Raw genomic sequence first — 19,223 nt, 5'->3', positions numbered from 1 at the left:
CTATTAACTGATCTAGGGCAGCGTGATCCGCCAGCGCTGCTGCCCAATTTGCATTTCCAGTTGGGCCACATCGGGCACGCTCGCCACCAGCCGCAGCGGCGTGGGCGTGCCTGGCTGAAGGACAATCGGCAAACTGTCGCTCGTGCCATCGAGCGGCACGGTGCGCCCGCCACTCCACACGCTCACCCCGTTCAGATCGACCGTTACGGGGTCACTGCCTGTGGCCGTGAGCACTGCCGTGATCGTGAAGCGGTGGCCGTTGCCTAAGGGTTCAAGCCGGACGGACGCAGGGTCAAGTGTGGTGATAAACGGGCGGCGGTCGGCTCCGGCAGGGGCGGGGGGAATCGTCAGTGCCACCGCCACCGTTTCGCCCGTTAAGGCGGTTGCCCGCCAGATTGCTTGGCCGCCTGTTTCTTGCACCAGATAGTGATAGGTCACGCGGCGCGCCGCGTGGGCATCAATCGCATCGTGTTCAACCGTCACCCGTTCGGCCAACACGCCGTCAAGCACCAGCTGGTCAGCCATCGCTTGGCTGGTCCAGACTTGGCCCGTGAGGTTTTCGACCTGCACCGTGATCGCCACTTCGGCAAATCCGACTGGGGTGGTGGTCGTTGGGGCAAGGGTCTGCACCGTTTGCACGGTGAGGCGGGCCATATCGGGCACGGTTGCGGCCTGTCCCCGTTGGAGTGTGGCCGTGGTTTGGCTCGCAGGTTGATAGGCCGCTTCGACGACCGTGCGTTCATTTTGGCCGTCCCCGCAGAGAATCAAGGTCATGCCTGCGCGGCGCTGGTCCAGCACCTCAACTTCCTGCCTGCCCACCTCGCGCACCCGCACTACCGTGTAGGTTCGTACCGCGCCGCTCGCGGGGCGCATCGTAATCACGCTGCCGCGATTCAAGCCGTCAATGGTGCTTTTCGCGGTCGTTGGCAAACAGAAAATGTGATTGATATAGGAGCCATTCAGCCAGGCAGCCACGCCCTCCGGCACGTCTGGCTCCCACACGCCGCCAAGCTCGCTGGCACTCGCAAGAACGCGATAGACATCGGGGCTGGCTCCATCGTCGCGGGCAAGTTCGAGCGAGGCGGGATAGGCGACGGTGACATCATTGCCACCGCTAAAGTCGGTCAACGCGGTTGGGGTAACGAGGGCAAGCGTCGTCGTCATCGGCGTGGTCGTGGTATCGAGCGCCTGCGTATCGGTATCGGTATCGCCGTCGCCGCTTGGCCAGAAGAACCAGAGCAGCGGCACCAGCAACACCAGCCCAATCGCGGCCCAGCGCTGCGGGGTCATCGCGCCTGCGTCGCCGCTGCGGCCACTCCCCTTGGCGGGTTGGGCGAGGCGCGGATCACTTTCCGGTGGAATCAGGGCATATTCCCCCTCAGTCGTTGGCACCATGCCCATCCCGCTCGCGCTATCCCTGCCCTCGGCCTCGCGGATGAGGGCATCGACGAGTTCTTCTTCAATCTGGTCGGGATCAACCTCCATGCCGCCGCGCCGACTGGCCGCCTGCATGGCGGCATATAAGCGCTCTTGGTAAAACGCTTGAAAGGTCGCCCGCTCGTCGGCGGGAATCTCCGCCAACAGGGCTTCGATCTGATGCTCACTCATAACGTCCTCACGGTAATAAGGCTGGCAGCGGGGTCACGGTTGAGACCATGATCGGCTTGACCTGTGGCGTGCGCGCGGATACCCGCTGGGTGGCATCGAAGCTCGGCATGCTGACTATCAGCATCGCGGTATCGCGCACCCGCACGCTCATCGCCGCCCTGCCACTGGGGTCGGTCACGGCTTGCGCTAACACCGTGCCGCTTTGCTCGTCGGTGACATACACGGTCACGCCTGCCACCCCTTCGTCGATGTCACAACTCTTGTTCGCATGCACCCCGTCGTAACAGACCACCACGCTCAAGGGAACAAGGATGGTCGGCTGCGCCGTGGGTTGGGCCGCTTGGGCCAGCGGGATTTCCTCAATCTGGATGCCTGCCAACGGTGTATCCCGCTGGATTAGGGTTGGTTGCGGGGCGGCTGGTTGAGGCTGCGGATTACTACCGCCCATGCCATCGCCACCGTTATTCGGGACGCTGCCGCCTGCCGTGCCACCGGTTCCCATGGGGATCGTTGTGGCCGTTGGCGTGGCCGTGGTCGGCAACCAACGGTCAACCCGTAGCGTGTACGTGCGCTCGTTCAGGGGTGGGGCGAGCCGTCCGACTTGGCCAATCAGCAGATAGGCATCCAACACGCCTGCCGCTTCGGGCACACAAAAGAGCACCGTGCTGCCTGCCTCGTCGTGGGCTGCATCGTCGTTGCCTGCCCATGGCGCGGCCATGTCGCGTTCGGGGCCATACACAATTAAGTTGGTGTCAACCCCCGCCGCTACCGTGGTGCTGGCCGAATAACACAAGCCGCCCTTCACGCTGATGGTGAAAAAGTCGGGCACGGTGCAGCTGGCCAAATCCAAATAGGCATAGTCAGGACAGCCAAAGGTCAAGTCCGCTACGGTGTCGCCAATCGGAATCAGCGCGGCGGTGTCCCACTGGTAGTTGCCGTGATAGCTATCCCATGGGGCGGCTGCTGGGGAGGCCTCCGCCGTAGGGTTTGGCGCGCCAACGGGGGCTGTGATGAATGCCACCTCCAAGCGATAGGTTTTGAACGCCGGATGGGTTGGGGCCACATTGCGAACCTCCACCAGATAGGTTCCGGCTTCGGCGCGCAGGGCGAGCGACGAACGCGGGTCGGTTGGCGACACATCGTCATTGCTGGCGATTGCAGCACCGTCGCTGGTCAACACGCGTAGCTGGGTATCCAACCCCACCGTTAAATAGGTGTTGATCGTGAGGGTCAATCCGGCTTGGCTCGGTTTCACCTGCACCGCGAAATAATCCACATCCCCCAGCGGCCAGAATGAGAGTTTATCCAGCGTCGCGGGTACGCCCAATGGGGTTGCGCGGTCTGCCTCGTTATTGGGTTCCGCGCTATCGGGCACTGGTTCGGCGCTCGGCAACATCGGCGTGGGGGTCAGCCACGGGGTTGCGGTTGGCCACGCGGTTTCCGTGGCCACGCTTGGCATGGTTGCCGTTACGCTTGGCTGGCTCGTCGCGGTAGTCGTCGCCGTGGCCGTCGCTGCCGGAATTCCAATCGCCACCAGCTGCGCCGTTGCGCTCGCGTTGAGTGCGGTCACGGTGGCAGTGGCCACCGTTCCGGCGGGGGTCGCGGGGTCAAACGCCACCACGAATACGCCAATCCACGGCGTGTCCGTAGTCCGGCATTGCCACTGGGCCGCGCTGGACTGGCAATCGCTGGGCGAGGCCGTGACCATCAAACTGGCATCAAGCTCCACCGTGATCGTCGTCGCCAATGGCAGCGCTGCGGTAATGGTCAGGGTCACGGGTTCACCGTGGCCTGCTTCAGCGACGCTAAAGGCAACTGCCAGCGGCGTGGATGCGCGGGCGGTTGTCGTGAGCAGCACTAACCAGACACTTAGCAGAATGCCAAGCATATGCCAGCGCCGCACAAGGGTGCGGGTCATGCAATATTCCTTTCTCAATCAGGGTCGATTAGTGTCCGGCGCGGGATCGGCGCGGGGTACGTCCATAACCGCGTGGGCGTTGTTCCGTTGGCGCGCTCAAGGCGGCAGGGGGCGGGGCGGCAATCCGTTCGGGGGTCGGCGTAATCACGGGTTCGCGCTCGCTGGGCCGCTGCCGATGCTCCGCGCTATAGCCTGCATACGAACTCGGTTGCTGTTGAAGCGCAGCGGCGGCCTCGGCATCACTGACCTTCACGCCACTGGGTATGCGTTGCATATGCCGCTCCATCGTCTGCATCCGGCGATTCGCAACCGCCTCGGTCATCCCACTCGCCATTAAGTCGTGCTGCGCTTCGGCGCGGGTTTCCGGTCGAAATTGCCCTTCCTGTCCCGCCTCCACCATGAGGCGCTGCGCCAAATCCGGCGCAAACGGCGTTGCGTGCAAATCATCCAAGACGGTTTGCACGGCGGCGGTCTGATAGCCAAACGCGCCAGGCGCAAGGCCAATCACGTTGGTCACGCTGTCCACATTCGCGGGCTTGGTTGGATCGTCGGCGTAGGCGCTGACATAGGCGCTGGTCATGGCCTCGGCGATCTGCGGGCGGCCTATTGCCTTAATCGGCGCTTCGTAGGCTTCGCGGGCCATGCGTTGCTGGCGCTCGGCCTGCCGTTCGGCATCCTGTTGCGCTTGGCGGGCTTGTGCTTGTTCACGGGCCATCGCCTGCTGGGCCTGTCGTTCTAAAGCGTGATGGCGATCCGCCTCCTGCTGCTGTTGGCGCGCGTGGGCCACTTGGCGATCCTGGGTTCGTTCCGTGCGTTGCTGCTCGCGGTCGGCGTGCATGCCTAATTGATGCCGCGCCATGGGGCTGTGCATCCCATAGCGGCGGTCTTTGGCGTTCTGGCCGATGGCGGCTCCGGCGGTGTATTCACTATTCCCGTAGCCCATCAGCGTGGCCAAATTGCCGATCGCGGCAAGGGGTCGATTGCTTTGGGCCGCGTAGCCCAAGGCCGCGCTGCTACTCACGCCCGACTGGCGGGCGGTTTGGTAGGCCAGCGCCGCTTTGGGGGCAGCCAAGGCACCACCCAACACCGCACTTGCGCCACCCGTGGCCAATGCCGCTGCGGGGGCGAGCGCCCGACCGACCGAACTGATGCCGCCACCACTGCCCATGCCCGTGATGGCGCCGATGACCGCCTTATAGGCCACCGTGACATAGACAATCTCTAAGGCAAGCCCAAGAATCCCGACCCCAAGCACGGCAATCGAGCCACTTTGGTTGGCGGCACTGACCACGGCAGCGAGTGTCAAGCCCTGCACCGCGCTGATCCCCCAACTCTGGAGCATCAAATCGGCCATCTTTTTGATGATGCCCACGACCATGCCTTCAAATGGCGTGAACCACATGAATAAGGTAGCGATAATCAGGGCAATCAACTGAAAGCCAAGGGCAAGGGTAAAGGCCACATTGATTAAGGTCTCCAAAAAGGCGAAGGCCACCAAAATCAGGCCGTAGACCGTGCGGGTAATCCCGCCGCCTGCCTGCTCAATCAGTTGCCAGCGCACATCGGTATCTTGATTGCCAAACGCGCCAATATCGTAGGGAAAATACTGTTGCTCAAACGCCGTCGGTAACAAGCGACTACTTTCGACCACATCGCTGCGGGTGGCCCACAGATACGAGGCCGCAATATCAACCCCGCGAAGTCCTGAACGGCCATCATTCCGTGGCCCATACGCCGGAATCTGGCCGCTGCCATCGACCAAAATCCCGCGATCCGTCCCTTGGGCTGCATCACCAGGAGCAATGTTGAACGATGAACTGCTGAAAATCTCGTTGTAAAACAGTGACCCTAAGTCACTCCGCGCCGCGTCAATATCTTGGAATCCACCTGCCAACATCGGCAACAAGAGCGGGACGATGACGGCCAAGCCAAGCACCTTTTTAATGTTGACCCACTGGAAGCGAATGATGGGGGTTGCGATAATCAGCAGCATGCCCACCGTCAATGAGAGTTCAACGACGGGGCGGCTAATCCCCAAAATCTCGGTGCTGACCGTATCGAGCGCCTTGGTAAAGCCTTGCGTCACCAGTTGCGCCCGAAAGCGATCCAAGACGTCGATGATGAAGAGGCCCGCACGATTGACGCCCCACGTCACCTGCGCCACAATTTGTTCGAGCTGGTAGAGCGGCTGTTGAACAAGGTTATCCATCCAATCGGGCATCGTCGGCCTCCTTTGTCGGGGTTGGGGGTCGGGGTCGCCGCAATCGCCACCAGCCCAGAAATGCCACCACCGCCATGCCCCACACCAGCAACCCAACGCCGATCAAACAGCCTGCATCGAAGCGGGCGCGGATGGGTTGGCCGCTGGCATCCACGCGGCCTTCCACCACATCGCGCACCAAAAACGCGGTCGGCGTGGGCACGCCAAGCATGGCAAATACGGGATCGTAGGGTTGCGGCGGGGCATCATCACGCTCGGCCATGTCAAAGAGCGGCACCAGCACGGTTTCACCGTTGATGGGGGTGAGCACAAAGCGCTCAGTGCGGCTGGCCTCGGCAAACCGCACGCCAAAGCCATTGCTCGTCCCGCCGCCGTCGTCGAGCAAGCCCATGTTTTGCTCATTGGGTGCTTGAATCCCTGCACCCTGAAACTGCACGATATACAGGCCCCATGCGAGCTGCGGCAGCGTGATCCGTCCGGTCGCATCGGTGGCCATGGTCGCGACCAACACCCGCCCATCATTGTCCGTATCGTGAAATACCGTCACGGTTAACTGGGGGATGGGTTGGCCTGCGGGGTCGCGCACCAACAGGGTCAAATCTCCGCGCCCTGCCACGACTGGGGTAAGTGTGGTAAAGAGCACCAATAACAAGAGCTTCATGCGCCGACCTCCCTGAGTGCCAACGGTGGGATTCGCACGCGGGGGCTAGCCACGCCGAAGCGGTCGAGCCAGCGCACCACCGTGGCAATCTCGCCTTTCCACGGCAGCACCGTCACCAGCAACGTGCGCTGATCCAGCGTCAACCGAATCCCCAACACCGTGCGTCCATCACTGAGCGAGAGTGGAATGATGCCCGTGCCGTCGCGCTCCATCGCCCGAAGTCCTGAGCGACAGTGCATCAAGAGCGTGGTATAGGCTTCCGCTGGCAGCGGTTGCCCCGTAATCTGCGTCGTCATATGGGCCAGCGTGAGTGCCACCACATCCGGCGTACCGCTGGCATAGGCCGCCACAACGGCCTGCACAAGGGTGTGCATTGGGTTGTCCTCCTTCGGCTATTTCGCTATCACATCCAGTGGATTTCTATCAAGGCCATTCAGCCGCACCCGAAAGTGCAGGTGTGATCCCGTAGAACAGCCCGTTTTGCCCATCGCGGCAATCTGCTGGCCTGCCTGCACCGTTTGGCCTGTACTCACTGACCACTGTGAAACATGCCCCCACCAATACACAAAGCCTTGGCTATCTTGCGTTTTTAAATAATTGCCAAAGCCCGTGTACGGGGGGTCGTTTTGGGGAATCAGCCAGGAACAATCCATCGTCGAGGTGTCGCGTCCGGCGTACAACACGGTCATATCGCGGGTCGCGTAGAGCGGTGTGCCAACAGGCTTGGCGAAGTCAATGCCATCGTGCCACCATGGCGTGCTGCCACCACACGGCCCTTTTGTGCCCGTGTAAAAGCTGTGGCAGCCATAGCCACGGGTAATCGGCGTGTCTAAAGGAACAGGCCACCGCCCTGATCCGGTGCTGGGAACGCCTGCGGGGGGAATCATTCCGCCCTCGCTGGCGCCGCCGCCCACGCCTGTGGTGCAATTGGGGTCGTTGCGCAAGAGCACCCAGACTTGGCCACTGCCTGCACCATCGTCGCGGCTCGTATCGGCGTTGGTGAGCGTAATCCCCCATGCCTGCGCGTCGCCTGCGGGCGCTTCAAACACCAGCGTGCGGCTACTGGTGCCGATGGGATAGCCGCCAATCAATGTGTCGTTTATTTCCTCAAGCGGCGGGTCGGTGGCAGGGCTAATGCCCAACTGCTGCGCGGCTTCCTCGCTGGGATACCAGGTCGCTTGGATCATGCGTCCGTCCGTTCCTTTGATCGCCCGCAGCTGCGAGAAATCGAGATACAACGGCCACTCCGTTTGCGTTGGGTTCTCTAACGCGATTGTGACCAGATGATAGGCATTGCCGTTGCTGGCAGGCTGGGTGCGGTAGCTGGTCACGCGCAGGGTGTACTGATTAATCTGAATGCGCTGATTGACATAGTAATCACTGCCAGTTCGGACATATGGGGTTGCGGTTGGCAGCGGGGTGGTGTAGATGCCTTCGGCGGTTGGCTCCGTGCCTGGCACGTAGGTCGCATTGGTCGGCGGTTCTGGCGTTGGTAGTGTGCCTGATTGCGTCGTGGGAATCGGGCTGGGCGTTGGGCATTGCCAGTTCGCCACAATCGTCGGTGGCTGATCGTCGTCGCCGTAGGTCGGCGCACAAGCAAGCAAGGTCGCCAAACTCAGAACGAGAATGAGTGACCCCACGGCGCGGTCGTTCATACGGATGCTCCTATTCGTTGGGCGAGAATGAACCGTCGGTCGGTTGCTTGTTTTTTTGGGGATTGGCTGAAGCGTTTGGTACCGCAACGCACTGATATTCAAGGATATACAGCGGCTCCTCATAGCAGTGCAATGGTGCTTTATAGCGTGCAACCCCAACGGGCTGTGCTCCGTGCTTCAACCGATAGCCCATTGCGTTCAGTTGCGTTTTGGTGCGTAATGTTATGCCAACGTGTTCAAGCAGGGAAACCCGCTCGTCTCGCTGGGCTGCTGACCATGAAAATCCATTGCCATCCAACCCATCGACCACATCGTTTAACATCCGTTGGATAGCTGCAATGCGTTCTTTGGCCGTATTTGGTGATGCCATACACCCTCCTCCATCAACATGGGGTTTACCCCTAATTCTCTGGGCGCGTTAACAGCGTTGCAGGCAGAAAGCCGCCCACGTACACCTCAAGGTTTTCGTCGCGTTCGATTTCCATCCATGTCACCATCGCGACACCGTGTCCGGCAAATGCCACACGCGGGTTGCGGGCGGCGCTGCGGCGGGTCGCGCCAAACACGCCCAAGGCGGGTTCGGTGACGGTCGTCGTCATGACGGGAAACCATGCCCCGCCCTGCGCAGGCCGATAGCTGTAGACCAGCGTGGAGGCGCTGCCATCGAGCAGGCTCCACACGGCCATCAGATTATCGGTACTCGGCTCGTACAACAATTCAGGATGAAAGCCACGTTGGCCGCTACCCTCGCTGGGATTCGGGTTGTCCTCCAGCGCAGGCGTTGGCGCGGCGGGATCGGGGGTTGGCTCCGCTCCCTGCGCGGCGTGGTAGGCCAACACTTCCGGCACGTCCCATGTCAGTCCTGCATCGCGCGAGCAGGCGACAAAGAGGCCGCTTTTGCTGTATTGGCCCCAACTCACACAGACCTGCGACTGGCCTGCTGCGTCGGTAAAGGCCATGAGGTCAATCCAGGCCACGACCTGTGGCTGAATCGGCAAGCCGCCAAGATTGCGCGGTCGTTCAACCCATGCGCCATTCCGACCGTCTTGGGTCACGATGCGCACCGCCTCCCCAACGCCAATCGCCACGACCGTGCGGATCGTGCCATTGGGCAGCGGCACCGTGGCGATGTCACCATAAAGTTGTTTGGAATCGGCAATCAGCCAATCCTGCCATGTCCATGGGCCGTTGCTATCGCTGGCCCGCTGCGCATGCACCGCGTGGTAACAATCAAAGCAGCGATCAGCACTGATCAAGAACAGATGCAGCTGGCCCGCTGCGTCAACCACCAACTGAAACATGCGCCCGCCCTGACTGCCACTCGGTAGCGGAATGGGGTTGGGAATTGTCCATGTGCGACCAGCATCGGCGCTCGTCGTGATCACCACCTGCCCGTTTTGCGCAAAGACCACATGGATGCGGCCTTGGGGGTCAATGGCAATCGCGGGCGCGCCTGCACCCTTGGTGACGGCTCCCGTGTTGACCCCTAGACCGCGCCGCCATGTTTTGGTCGCGGGGTCTTGCACCTTCACGATGACACTCGCCTCGGTCGGAAACTCGTTCAGCCAGTTTGCCCACACGACCGCCGCCCAGCCCTCGGTGGAATGGACGGCAATCGCGGGGTCTTGATCGTAGCCTGGCATGTTCGAGAGATTCAGCGGTGGCGTGTCCTTCCCCCCTGGCGGTGCGGCGGTAGGCCGTGTCCACGGGGTTGGACTGGGTGTTGGACTGGGGGTCAGTGTCGGCGTGTTCGGGGCGGGGGTACAACTGGGCATCGTCGGCGCGGCGGTGGGACTGGCGGTCAGCGTGGACAATGGCGTTCCGGTTCCGCTCGGCGGTGACAGCATCACCGGATTGGTCGCGGTCGGCGGTGGCTGCTCAAAGCCATACGGCCAACAGCCCAAGACCGCCGCAGTTCCAGCAAGCTGGCTCGGCGCAAGGCGGCTACAACCAACCAACATTACGAGCAGCCCAACCCCAAGCCAACGGCGGCTCATCGCTCGGCTCCTACCACCACGGGCAGCCACGTCGTGGTGATCTGATTGAGCAGCACCGTGGCGCTCGCTTCAATCCTACCGAAGTTACTCGATGCGGTAATGGTGACGCGCTCGCCGGACATCGCTGGCCGATCCATCAGCAGCTGCCAACTGAGCGTATCACCAGGAAACACCTGCATCCCCTGCGATTGAAATGCGTGATAGCCTGCATCATCCGTCACCAGCAAGACCTGGAGTGTCTGACTCTGCCCAGTGGCACGGGTCAAGACCAGCGCGCCCGAGTCCATCGCGGGCGGCACCTCGGCAAGAAGGTCAAGATCCGTCATGATCGCACTCGTGATCGTCACTTGGGCCACCACCGTCATCCCATTGATGGGGACATCCACGGTTGCGGTAATACCCGTCTGCGGCTGGGCAGCACTGTGGCCGCTCCCACCAATGAGACTTCCTACGATCAATCCCATCACAATCCATCGTCGCATGGTGATCTCCTTTCAGTGCATCGTCATTAGCCGCGTGGCTCGTGCGTGACCGCGACATCATCGGCCACCAGTTCATGGCCTTCGCGCTGCTGGCCACTCTCCTGATCCTGCCATTGCCGAACCTGCCAGCGGCCTTTGATCACGACTTTGCAGCCCTTGCTCACCCGCTGCGCCACGCGGTCGGCGGTATTCCCCCAACAACTCACGGCCATAAAATTCACTTCTTCACGCCCTTCGCGGCCTTCATTCCCCGGTATCCAACGGTGATTGGCAATGCGAAACGTCGTCAACGAACTATTGCCCGTCGTCACCTTCACCTCTGGTTCGTTCACCACCCGCCCTTCGATCACGACGAAATTGACATCGCTTGCCATACAGAACCTCCTTGATTCAAAAAAAAGCCAACACAAAGCCCATGCTGCTCTGCGAGCAGCATGGAACAGATTCAGTATGCAAAAAGACACAAGAAAAAAGGCTCCTGCAGGACGCAGGCAGCACGAGGGATTCAGGAATTAGCCAGGCTTATTCTGAGCGATGGCGTTCCCCAAGCCACGCCCACCAGCTGACCAAGGCAATGATCAGCATCGCGGCGAGGCTCAAGAGCAGATTGGTTGCGGGATCATTCCGACCGGACAGCAGCACCAGCGCCACCAGCATCAGCTCCCGTCTAGAGATCGTCGAACGATCGATCCTGCGCCACATCCTCCCAGACAAGGCGCTCGACAAGGGTCGCAACCATGATAGGGATGGGGAGATCGAGATTGGCAACAAACCAACACACCTCAACCCACGAATAAAAACCTGCTGCCGTCAAGGACGTGGATTTCAAGATCGCCGTGCATTTATACGGTGGCAACACGTCTCCGCCGGGATCACAAATCAGGAGTGCTGCATGCTTCGGATGCTGAAGCTGCCTGCGGATCAGGCGTGAGAGTCCCTCGGGGGATCCTTCAAGCGCTTGCGACATCCAGTTGGCGATAGTGATCGATTCAATCCAAATGGTGCGTTGCTGAGGTGTCATGATCTCCATGGCTGCTCCTGCATGGCGTTGGCGTGCACGTCCCGTGGGAAGTCAATCTGCGGTAGGCGTGGAAGTACCACGCACCAAGGCCGAGGAGGCTCCCCATGGACACGGTACTCGCCTTGACCAGTCACCGGAGTTTGGATGATACCATGACCCTGCTCCAGGCTCGTGGCTATCGCCGCAGCACTGCCGACAGGAGCCGTGCAAATCAGGATTTCCCATCGGTTGGTCATCATTCCTCCGATTATTTCTGCGGACAAAAAAGACCATGGTCTGCTGCGCAATCAGCCAGGCTTACTCGGAGCGATGGCGTTCCCCAAGCCACGCCCACCAGCTGACCAAGCCAATGATCAGCATCGCGGCAAGGCTCAACAACAGATTTGTTGCGGGGTCGTTGCGACCGGACAGCAGCGCAACGGCAACCATCACGGCAAGCACCGTGTAGACCCCGCGAATGAGCGAGCGAAGGCGCATAGGATTCCCCAAAAGGACAAGACCGCCATGCTTACTCCACCGGGGCAGGCGGAACTACCGAACACGAGCCGGTGTCGGATTCCATAAACTGAACGAGATAGAGGGTCGCAGCACTGCCTTCTGCTGGACGCAACTGTGGTCGCACCTGATCCGGCGACAGCATTGAAAGCTCCATCCGAAGACGGTCTTTCCTCCATGAGATTTGCAACGGTGGATTATTAACCGCCATCTGCCACCCCTGCGCTGCCAAATACGCGGTATAGGCGTGGATGATCGTGGACGAATCCTGGGGACTTTCGATCACCCAATCCAGAGAGTCATACCACGGATAGCGTTGGCTGTATACGTCCTCAATCGTGCGCGACTCCTTGACGGTCGCATCAGGCAGGCGAAAGCGCGTTTCGGGAAACCGCTCCAACTCAGGGATGGTATAACACGGCCCCCACCACAACCCGAACAACCGCGCCGTGTCACGGCCAGCAACCACGATAAACCCACTCACCACAAGCAGTACGCCAAGCACCCACAACCGTCGTCGCATCGCCGATCCTCCGTCTATCAACGCCGCAGCAGTGCGGCTATCACCAAGCGCTCGATCTGCGCCTCGTAATCGGCCAGCATGCGCTGTCGCCCACTATCATAGGCTACGACCTGCCGTCCCTGCAAGTGCGAACGCTCCAAGACATCCCGCAGGGCAGGCGACAACGTTTGCCACGCTGCGGGCGCTATCCAATCGGGGCAATCGGTCGCCGTAGACTCCTGCTGATCGCCACCACCTGGCGGTGGTGGGGTGGATGGGGTTTCCTCAGCTGCCAATTTAGGCGCATCCGCTACGACCTCCTCGGCACGACCAAGCCGCGCGTTGAGCTTGGCAATCGCCGCGTCGGGATCAGCCCAGAAGTCGTCCGTGGGGCGCACGCCCCGCTTATCCAGCGCAACCTGCCAGCCAAAATCCCGCGCATCACGGGCCATCGAGACCGTCCATGCGGCCAAATCACGGACCGCTGGCCGCGCTTGGCCATCGGCAATACAGGCATTGATGAGGTCCAGCGGTAGATCGGCCAATTCAGCGCACGTTTGGGGCCGAACATTCAATGCGCGCAGGCGCTCAGCGCTCGGTGTTTCTGGAATTGACATAATGCTTCGGCGGCGGCGCGGCTGATTTGGACGGTGATTGGTTGCATCCCCTTCGTTATTTTCACGCATTAATCGCTCTCCATTTTCTCTAAAAGATAACTCTCCACCACAGAGTGTTTTCTTTTGCACTTGTTCGGTTGTATTCAAGGGGGTAGGGGGATTCTTTTTCGCTTTATTGCCTTTAATCCCTGTGACCAACGATCCTTTTTTCACAACCGCCGTTTTGCCCCGTTGGGCTGCGCTAAAACCACGCTCCGCTTGGGCCGCTGGCCTAGCCAACTGCCTAGCCAACTGCCTAGCCAATTCCCCAGGCACAAAAAAAAGTGCCGGACGCGGATCGGTGTGCGCGGGACGGGGTTGCACGGGCGGTTTCACGATGCCAACGCGGCGTGCACCCTGCTCGCTTAGCTCCATTTTGGCCAGCGTTTCCTCAGTGGTCGGTACCGCCAAGGCTTCCGACTGGAAACACAAATCGAGCTGCTCCAAGGCAGGGGTTGCGCTGACCGCATGGCTGGTGTGCTGCATCAACAGATAGGTTCCCACATCGGCCAAGGTGAGGTGGGCACGCATCCCATAGCGTTCAATCAGTGCCGGGGCTTTGGCATGCGGAATCAAGCGCCCCATATAGTCGTCGAGCAATTTGCGATCAAGCCGCACCGTGCGCACCCGCCGCCGATTGAGCTGCGGCTGCGTTTTCGACCAGAGACGGGCATTCGTTGATCGGCCCCATGCAGGGCAATACTGGGTTTTGCGTCCGGCGTGCCGCGTCACCTGAATCCAGCCGCCGTCAACCAGACGCTTGATGGCGGCGCGAATCGACCCACGGCAGAGGGCAGGATCGTAGCGCTGAATATCCTGATCGCTCATGGCGACCGTAGCGGTGTCACTGGCGAGCCAGCGCCGCACAATCAGCGTAAAGAGTCCAATGGCGGTGGGTGAATCATACAGGGTGGCGAGCAGCTGGGTCGGAACCCAGAGATAGTCAGAATCCGGGGCAGCCAACCACGGCGGCGTGCGCATGGCGGTGGCCCCACCAGAAGGATGGGTGGATGGCATAGGGGTATAACGCTCCCTGCCACAACCGGAGACTTGACACAGATCAAGAGACTGTGTATACTCGGTGGTAGCAAAACAGCTCCCATAGCTGGGAGTACAGATATCAAGAGGAACGCGAACAGCTTGGCGGCGAGAACGCGTTCTTTCTTTTTTAGCTAGTTTTTTCTTTATCCCCGCTAGCTATTGGGAAACACAACGGTAGTGTTATGGTGGTATCACGTTGAAGGTCGAATGACCCTCCTCTAGATAAAAAGCTAGTACACACTATACCACATCAGTGTACTACAGTGAACAGCGATCATGCAAGCACAATCCTCCTTGGAATAGCCACTACCTGCTTCTACTATTCCCTATTGTCTGGTTTCCCAAACTTTAAATTGTCACCGACTCCAAGCTTATCATCAGTTAAGGCATATAAACAGAACGATCTTCAACGTGACACTGCACGCCATGATGGTCAGGGCATTGAAGAGTTCTGAGTGATCGGGTACAATTAAGGCATCGATTGTTAAGGTGCAACCCTGACATCGGTGGATGGAGGCCGCTTAGCCTAAGGAACTCGGCGGCTTTCTACATTATAAGCAACCTACAATATACTAGATTATAGTCTGTTGCCTACTAGATTATAATCCTCGTCGCCAAATCAGTCAAGATTTTAATCCAGCCTCGGAGCCGACTGTATGGATTTTTCAGAACTTATTAATGATTTATTTCGTGACCATCCTAAATCTGATGGAAATGAATACTCAAATCAGGATGTTGCACGAACAATAGGATGTGATGCATCCTATCTCGGAAAATTAAGACGGGGTATTATCACTAACCCTGGACGTGATACTTTGCTTGGTTTAGCAAGGTTTTTCAATGTCCCAATCAACTACTTTTTTCCAGAGATTAATCCTAATAACGACATGCTTGATCCAGATACGCAAGTTTCTGTTGCACTCCGATCAATAGGATTAAATGAGAATGAAAGTAGTAGCGTTCAAGCTATTATTGATATTATTCGGGGCAAGAAAAAATGACAGGTTCGGATAACATGGTTAATGTTGAGCGACTGGCTAAGAGTCTCCCATTACCATGTCACAGGGTATACAATAATCTACTCAATTTATTTGGGGATAGTCTATCAATTAGTAATATTATTGATTACGTAGAACTTCAAAAACCTGTAATCGTAGATTACAGCTCAATGGATGTAGGTAGGACAGGGTTAGTCATCTCACTTACCGATGTTTACTATATCGTAATACGAGAGGATATTAACAATAAGAGAAAAACAATGACCTTACTTCATGAGTTATCACATATTCTCCTAAACCACATAAAGACTGAAAATTTCCTCTGGAATGATATAGCTAAGCAGATACCAATAAATATTCTTTATGATCATATTAATACTGATACCTATGCATCTCCCCTTGAATTAGAAGCAGAATCACTGGCGACCGTTTTAGATATTAAAATACGGCAGTGTGAGTACTTAGCTTCTTTACCAACTATAGTGAGAGATTCGATTAAACGAGAATATCAAAAATGAATATAACACTAGGTAGAAACATAACAGTTGCAGTAACTATCGCTGCAATTTTAGTTTGGAAAACAGTTCTTAAATCTCGACATCATGTTGATAGTCATGTTGCGAGGAGAGTTGCCATATCAACCTTATGCTTAACTATTGCAGTTTTATCGGCAGCTATCCAGCCAGTTAACTTTATATTTCATGCACTAGGTATCTTCTTGGTTCAACAAGGTTTATTATTTGCCTATATTGTTGCAGATACTGTACATGGCAACCAAAAGTATTATCACTTTTGGCAAAATAAATACTATCTTCTTTATACAGGGCTATCATTAATTGTGGTTTTTTTAGATTATACCCGTAAGGATACTAATTTTGGGTCGTTCCTCGATAATGACTATTTCCATCGAGACTTGACATATTATTTATCCTACACAATTCACTATGGATTATCTTTTGTTATTATGGGAATGGTTGTAGAAATTGATGAAGGCGATATAAAGAATCGAAAAATACCTATCCTTGCTTATAAAGTTCGTAGGTATATGACCATATATGGTTTCAAATTTGGAATGATAGCAATGTTGATTGTTATTATCAATATTAATATCTCATACCTTTTCACAGATATCTATCGGGATGATATAAATAACATCTATAGCCTTGTAAGAACTATTTTTGTTTTGCTCATTATTACAGGAACCGGCGGCCACGAGATAATATTTAAGGTACTAGCATATCCAATTGTAAAAATTAGATCAAACCAATCTCTCGAAAATCAGAAGATTTTGAGAGATTTTCATCAGAAAATAAATGAAGTTGTAAGGGCATACTTACCCAATCCTGATCTTTCCGAGTATCGGATTATCTATGAAATAAGTGATATTCGCGACAATATATTAAGTCATTTTCATATTGCTAAACTCAACCCTTTTGAAGAGGCTCAAGCATTTGTGGAATCATTAGGGTCGGATTCTTCTACAAAATTCAATCAACCAGGTCCACATAAAGTTATTCAGGTTCCTGATAACGAAGATGAATACTACTTGAATGTTGCAAAACACTTCTTTCGTTTGCAGCAGATGAATAAAGGGAGATTATGACCAAGTTTGCAACCATCGCATCGTATATTTTGCATCCAGCCGTTCTGATGCTGGCAACCGTGGCCACGTATAGCGCTCTCGTTCGCCACTCCTTTATAGCTGTTCTTATTGACATAGGGATTTTATTGCTTGGGTTGTTACCAGGATTGTTCTATATTTTTATTCAAACGAAACGAGGGGTTTTCGCCTCCTATCATCTGGTGATTAAAGAGCAGCGACGAGTAACACTAATACTTCTGCTCGTAGGGCTACTCATCTCCTTTTTGTTCTATCGGAGTATTGGAGTTCCGGCGATGATGACTGATGGTATGGCTATCGCCTTAATTGGGGGAATCATCATTGCCCTTATTACGTGGTTTTGGAAGATTAGTTTTCATGCAGCCGTGGCTATGGGGTGCTCAGCATTATTTCTTGTTGTCTCTATTCCACATATGATTATCTTTTTCATCTTAGCATTACTATCCGGTATTGTTCGTATCCCTGTAAAGCATCATACTCCTATGCAGGTTCTCGGCGGATGGGTGTATGGTTTTGGTATCACAATAGGACTACTATGGTTGTTTAACTACGTATAATGATTGGCTCATGGGATTTCGTCGGACGTTGCTACTGATTGCGCTCACTAATACCAAATAGAGACACTTGTGATTGAAGGAATCTGCTATGGATGCTGAAGAACGACGTTCCCTCTTTAAAGCCCTTCAAGCTGCCTATGCGCGTGGCCTTGAAGTAAAATCGTATCTCCAACACCTGCAATCCGCGCAGCCACTCACCCCAGCGGAGGCGCAGCAGCGCATTGATGCGTATCAAGCCTGGTTTCTCCAAACGGCGGTGCTGCTCAATGACCATGAGCGCGGTCACTTTGAATTTGCCTATACAGGCGAACCGCTGAAGCCGCGCTTACAGCACTATCTCGCCCACTACGCCGATGAGCGTGCTGCCGAATCGCTGCCAAAGGACAAACAATTTGCCCGGATGTACCGCTGGCAGCATCCGTATAGTACCTATTCTCGCTATATGGATGAGCAAATCAGCATCGTTGCTACGGCCCGCAAGCGGATCATGGATGGACCGTCCCTTGTTCCCAAAGAACTCATTGATTGCCTTGGGAAGCCCTTCATGGGCCGAAAACACAGTCTTTTTATCGTGGATGGGCTATTTACTGATGCCGGGGCTGATCCCGCGTGGTGCGTCTACCCACCACGACGCGGACTCGCAAATAGTCAAAAAGTTACCCGTATCTGGAGTTGGATTGATGGTATCCGCTTGTATGCGCCGGATCGCGAATTGTCGATTATCACAACAGTGTGCCAGCGCCTCATCCATGGTAATTTCGTGGGGGCTGCCGATGGAAAAACGATGGAACGCTTGCTAGCCTCGGTCACTGCCGATCTGCCCCAAGCACCGTTGCCAATTGATGTGGTTGACCCGCAACGCCTAACAGACCTACGAGCCATCGCAGCGGATAATCCTGCCTTTGATCTGCGCAAATTGATTCGGCTGTTAGAGGAATTGGTGCTGTGTATGGATCAACGGGCCTTGTTTGCCGCTGCCATGCTAACGCGGGCCATCATTGATCATGTGCCGCCAATCTTTGCCTGCAAAACCTTTAATGAGGTCGTGAATAACTATCCAGGGTCACGGTCGTTCAAGGATTCGATGGGCATTCTCAATAATTCCGTCCGTAAGATTGCGGATAGCCATTTGCATACCCATATTCGGGCATCCGAGGTGTTGCCGACGCGTGTTCAGGTAGATTCTGCGCGCGAGTTAGATGTCTTGCTGAGCGAAATTATTCGGATTCTGCAAAGATAAATCTATATGCCCTATATCACTTATTTTATTGACGAAATACAATTCTGTAATTATATTTTTATGGCTCAGCATCGCCATTGTATCGTCGATTTGGATTATGTACTATTCATTGCCTGCTTTCTCTCCATGGAGTTGTCAGGCACAAAAAGAGTCTTTATAATGAAATACAGATCTGATTGAAACATTTGTTTGATAGCGGGAGGAATCATGCGCTCACGGATCAATGCTGGTGACGAACCTCCGTTTTATGAGCTTGACGAATATCGTTTTCAAAAGCTCTGCCGCGATCTTATGTACTATGAGCCAAACATTCGTCTTCCTGTGGTATACGGTATTCGTGGTGAAAAACAATATGGTATCGATATTTTGAGCCGACGAACCATCCCAGGAATCGAAGTAGGACAATGTAAGTGCTATCAACGATTTAGGCTCTGTCTGATAATTCAGGATACTGGTGTGGATGGGGCAAGGAGCCGAACCACGCGTTGAATCATGGCCAGATGGACGAATCCGAGATAGTTGAGCGCCAGTTTCTCAAATCGTGTAGCGA

20 protein-coding genes are annotated in these 19,223 nt (G+C 56.0%); 5 read left to right on the top strand and 15 right to left on the bottom strand.

Annotation, left to right across the window (positions count from 1 at the left end):
* Positions 1-12: 12 nt before the first annotated feature.
* The 15 genes from SE18_RS19390 to SE18_RS19320 form a co-directional block, all read right to left on the bottom strand.
* Positions 13-1,608, bottom strand: coding sequence for a hypothetical protein (locus SE18_RS19390; RefSeq protein ID WP_054536125.1), 1,596 nt, complete (start codon positions 1,606-1,608; stop codon positions 13-15).
* A gap of 7 nt (positions 1,609-1,615) precedes the next feature.
* Complete coding sequence (locus SE18_RS19385; RefSeq protein ID WP_054536124.1) at positions 1,616-3,526, bottom strand: pre-peptidase C-terminal domain-containing protein; 1,911 nt, start codon at positions 3,524-3,526, stop codon at positions 1,616-1,618.
* A gap of 28 nt (positions 3,527-3,554) precedes the next feature.
* Positions 3,555-5,747, bottom strand: coding sequence for a hypothetical protein (locus SE18_RS19380; protein WP_054536123.1), 2,193 nt, complete (start codon positions 5,745-5,747; stop codon positions 3,555-3,557).
* Complete coding sequence (locus tag SE18_RS19375; protein ID WP_054536122.1) at positions 5,728-6,408, bottom strand: carboxypeptidase-like regulatory domain-containing protein; 681 nt, start codon at positions 6,406-6,408, stop codon at positions 5,728-5,730. The genes SE18_RS19380 and SE18_RS19375 overlap by 20 nt, the downstream gene beginning before the upstream one ends.
* Complete coding sequence (locus tag SE18_RS19370) at positions 6,405-6,704, bottom strand: hypothetical protein (protein WP_236706920.1); 300 nt, start codon at positions 6,702-6,704, stop codon at positions 6,405-6,407. The genes SE18_RS19375 and SE18_RS19370 overlap by 4 nt, the downstream gene beginning before the upstream one ends.
* A gap of 96 nt (positions 6,705-6,800) precedes the next feature.
* On the bottom strand, positions 6,801-8,063 hold the full coding sequence (locus SE18_RS19365; protein WP_054536120.1) for a peptidoglycan DD-metalloendopeptidase family protein: 1,263 nt from the start codon (positions 8,061-8,063) through the stop codon (positions 6,801-6,803).
* Positions 8,064-8,073: 10 nt separating this feature from the next.
* Positions 8,074-8,433: a hypothetical protein gene (locus tag SE18_RS19360; protein WP_054536119.1), complete on the bottom strand. Its 360-nt coding sequence runs from the start codon at positions 8,431-8,433 to the stop codon at positions 8,074-8,076.
* Positions 8,434-8,464: 31 nt separating this feature from the next.
* Positions 8,465-10,060, bottom strand: coding sequence for a sialidase/neuraminidase family protein (locus SE18_RS19355; RefSeq protein ID WP_054536118.1), 1,596 nt, complete (start codon positions 10,058-10,060; stop codon positions 8,465-8,467).
* Positions 10,057-10,542 carry a hypothetical protein gene (locus SE18_RS19350; RefSeq protein WP_054536117.1) on the bottom strand — a complete coding sequence of 162 codons (486 nt, stop codon included), beginning with the start codon at positions 10,540-10,542 and terminating at the stop codon, positions 10,057-10,059. The genes SE18_RS19355 and SE18_RS19350 overlap by 4 nt, the downstream gene beginning before the upstream one ends.
* A 26-nt stretch (positions 10,543-10,568) precedes the next feature.
* Positions 10,569-10,916: a single-stranded DNA-binding protein gene (locus SE18_RS19345; RefSeq protein WP_054536116.1), complete on the bottom strand. Its 348-nt coding sequence runs from the start codon at positions 10,914-10,916 to the stop codon at positions 10,569-10,571.
* 148 nt (positions 10,917-11,064) lie between these two features.
* Positions 11,065-11,199: a hypothetical protein gene (locus SE18_RS28180; RefSeq protein WP_269083558.1), complete on the bottom strand. Its 135-nt coding sequence runs from the start codon at positions 11,197-11,199 to the stop codon at positions 11,065-11,067.
* 10 nt (positions 11,200-11,209) lie between these two features.
* On the bottom strand, positions 11,210-11,572 hold the full coding sequence (locus SE18_RS19340; protein ID WP_054536115.1) for a hypothetical protein: 363 nt from the start codon (positions 11,570-11,572) through the stop codon (positions 11,210-11,212).
* Between the two features lie 288 nt (positions 11,573-11,860).
* Positions 11,861-12,040, bottom strand: a complete 180-nt coding sequence (locus tag SE18_RS19330; protein WP_054536113.1) for a hypothetical protein — start codon at positions 12,038-12,040, stop codon at positions 11,861-11,863.
* Between the two features lie 31 nt (positions 12,041-12,071).
* Positions 12,072-12,581 carry a hypothetical protein gene (locus SE18_RS19325; RefSeq protein WP_054536112.1) on the bottom strand — a complete coding sequence of 170 codons (510 nt, stop codon included), beginning with the start codon at positions 12,579-12,581 and terminating at the stop codon, positions 12,072-12,074.
* 17 nt (positions 12,582-12,598) lie between these two features.
* Positions 12,599-14,233: a hypothetical protein gene (locus SE18_RS19320; protein WP_054536111.1), complete on the bottom strand. Its 1,635-nt coding sequence runs from the start codon at positions 14,231-14,233 to the stop codon at positions 12,599-12,601.
* A gap of 680 nt (positions 14,234-14,913) precedes the next feature.
* On the opposite strand from SE18_RS19320, the gene SE18_RS19315 reads away from it, so the two are divergent.
* The 5 genes from SE18_RS19315 to SE18_RS19295 all read left to right on the top strand — a co-directional run bounded on the left by SE18_RS19315 (position 14,914) and on the right by SE18_RS19295 (position 18,673).
* On the top strand, positions 14,914-15,258 hold the full coding sequence (locus SE18_RS19315; RefSeq protein ID WP_054536110.1) for a helix-turn-helix domain-containing protein: 345 nt from the start codon (positions 14,914-14,916) through the stop codon (positions 15,256-15,258).
* Positions 15,255-15,773 (top strand): ImmA/IrrE family metallo-endopeptidase, encoded by a 519-nt coding sequence (locus tag SE18_RS19310; RefSeq protein ID WP_054536109.1) that lies wholly within the window; start codon positions 15,255-15,257, stop codon positions 15,771-15,773. The genes SE18_RS19315 and SE18_RS19310 overlap by 4 nt, the downstream gene beginning before the upstream one ends.
* Complete coding sequence (locus SE18_RS19305; protein ID WP_054536108.1) at positions 15,770-16,858, top strand: hypothetical protein; 1,089 nt, start codon at positions 15,770-15,772, stop codon at positions 16,856-16,858. Before SE18_RS19310 ends, SE18_RS19305 begins: the two co-directional genes overlap by 4 nt.
* Positions 16,855-17,433 (top strand): hypothetical protein, encoded by a 579-nt coding sequence (locus tag SE18_RS19300; RefSeq protein ID WP_054536107.1) that lies wholly within the window; start codon positions 16,855-16,857, stop codon positions 17,431-17,433. Before SE18_RS19305 ends, SE18_RS19300 begins: the two co-directional genes overlap by 4 nt.
* A gap of 88 nt (positions 17,434-17,521) precedes the next feature.
* Positions 17,522-18,673 (top strand): hypothetical protein, encoded by a 1,152-nt coding sequence (locus SE18_RS19295; protein ID WP_054536106.1) that lies wholly within the window; start codon positions 17,522-17,524, stop codon positions 18,671-18,673.
* Positions 18,674-19,223 lie beyond the last annotated feature (550 nt).

This window comes from Herpetosiphon geysericola (assembly GCF_001306135.1).
In the GTDB taxonomy this organism is placed as follows: Bacteria; Chloroflexota; Chloroflexia; order Chloroflexales; family Herpetosiphonaceae; genus Herpetosiphon; species Herpetosiphon geysericola.
This window is presented reverse-complemented; position numbering and strand designations above follow the sequence as displayed.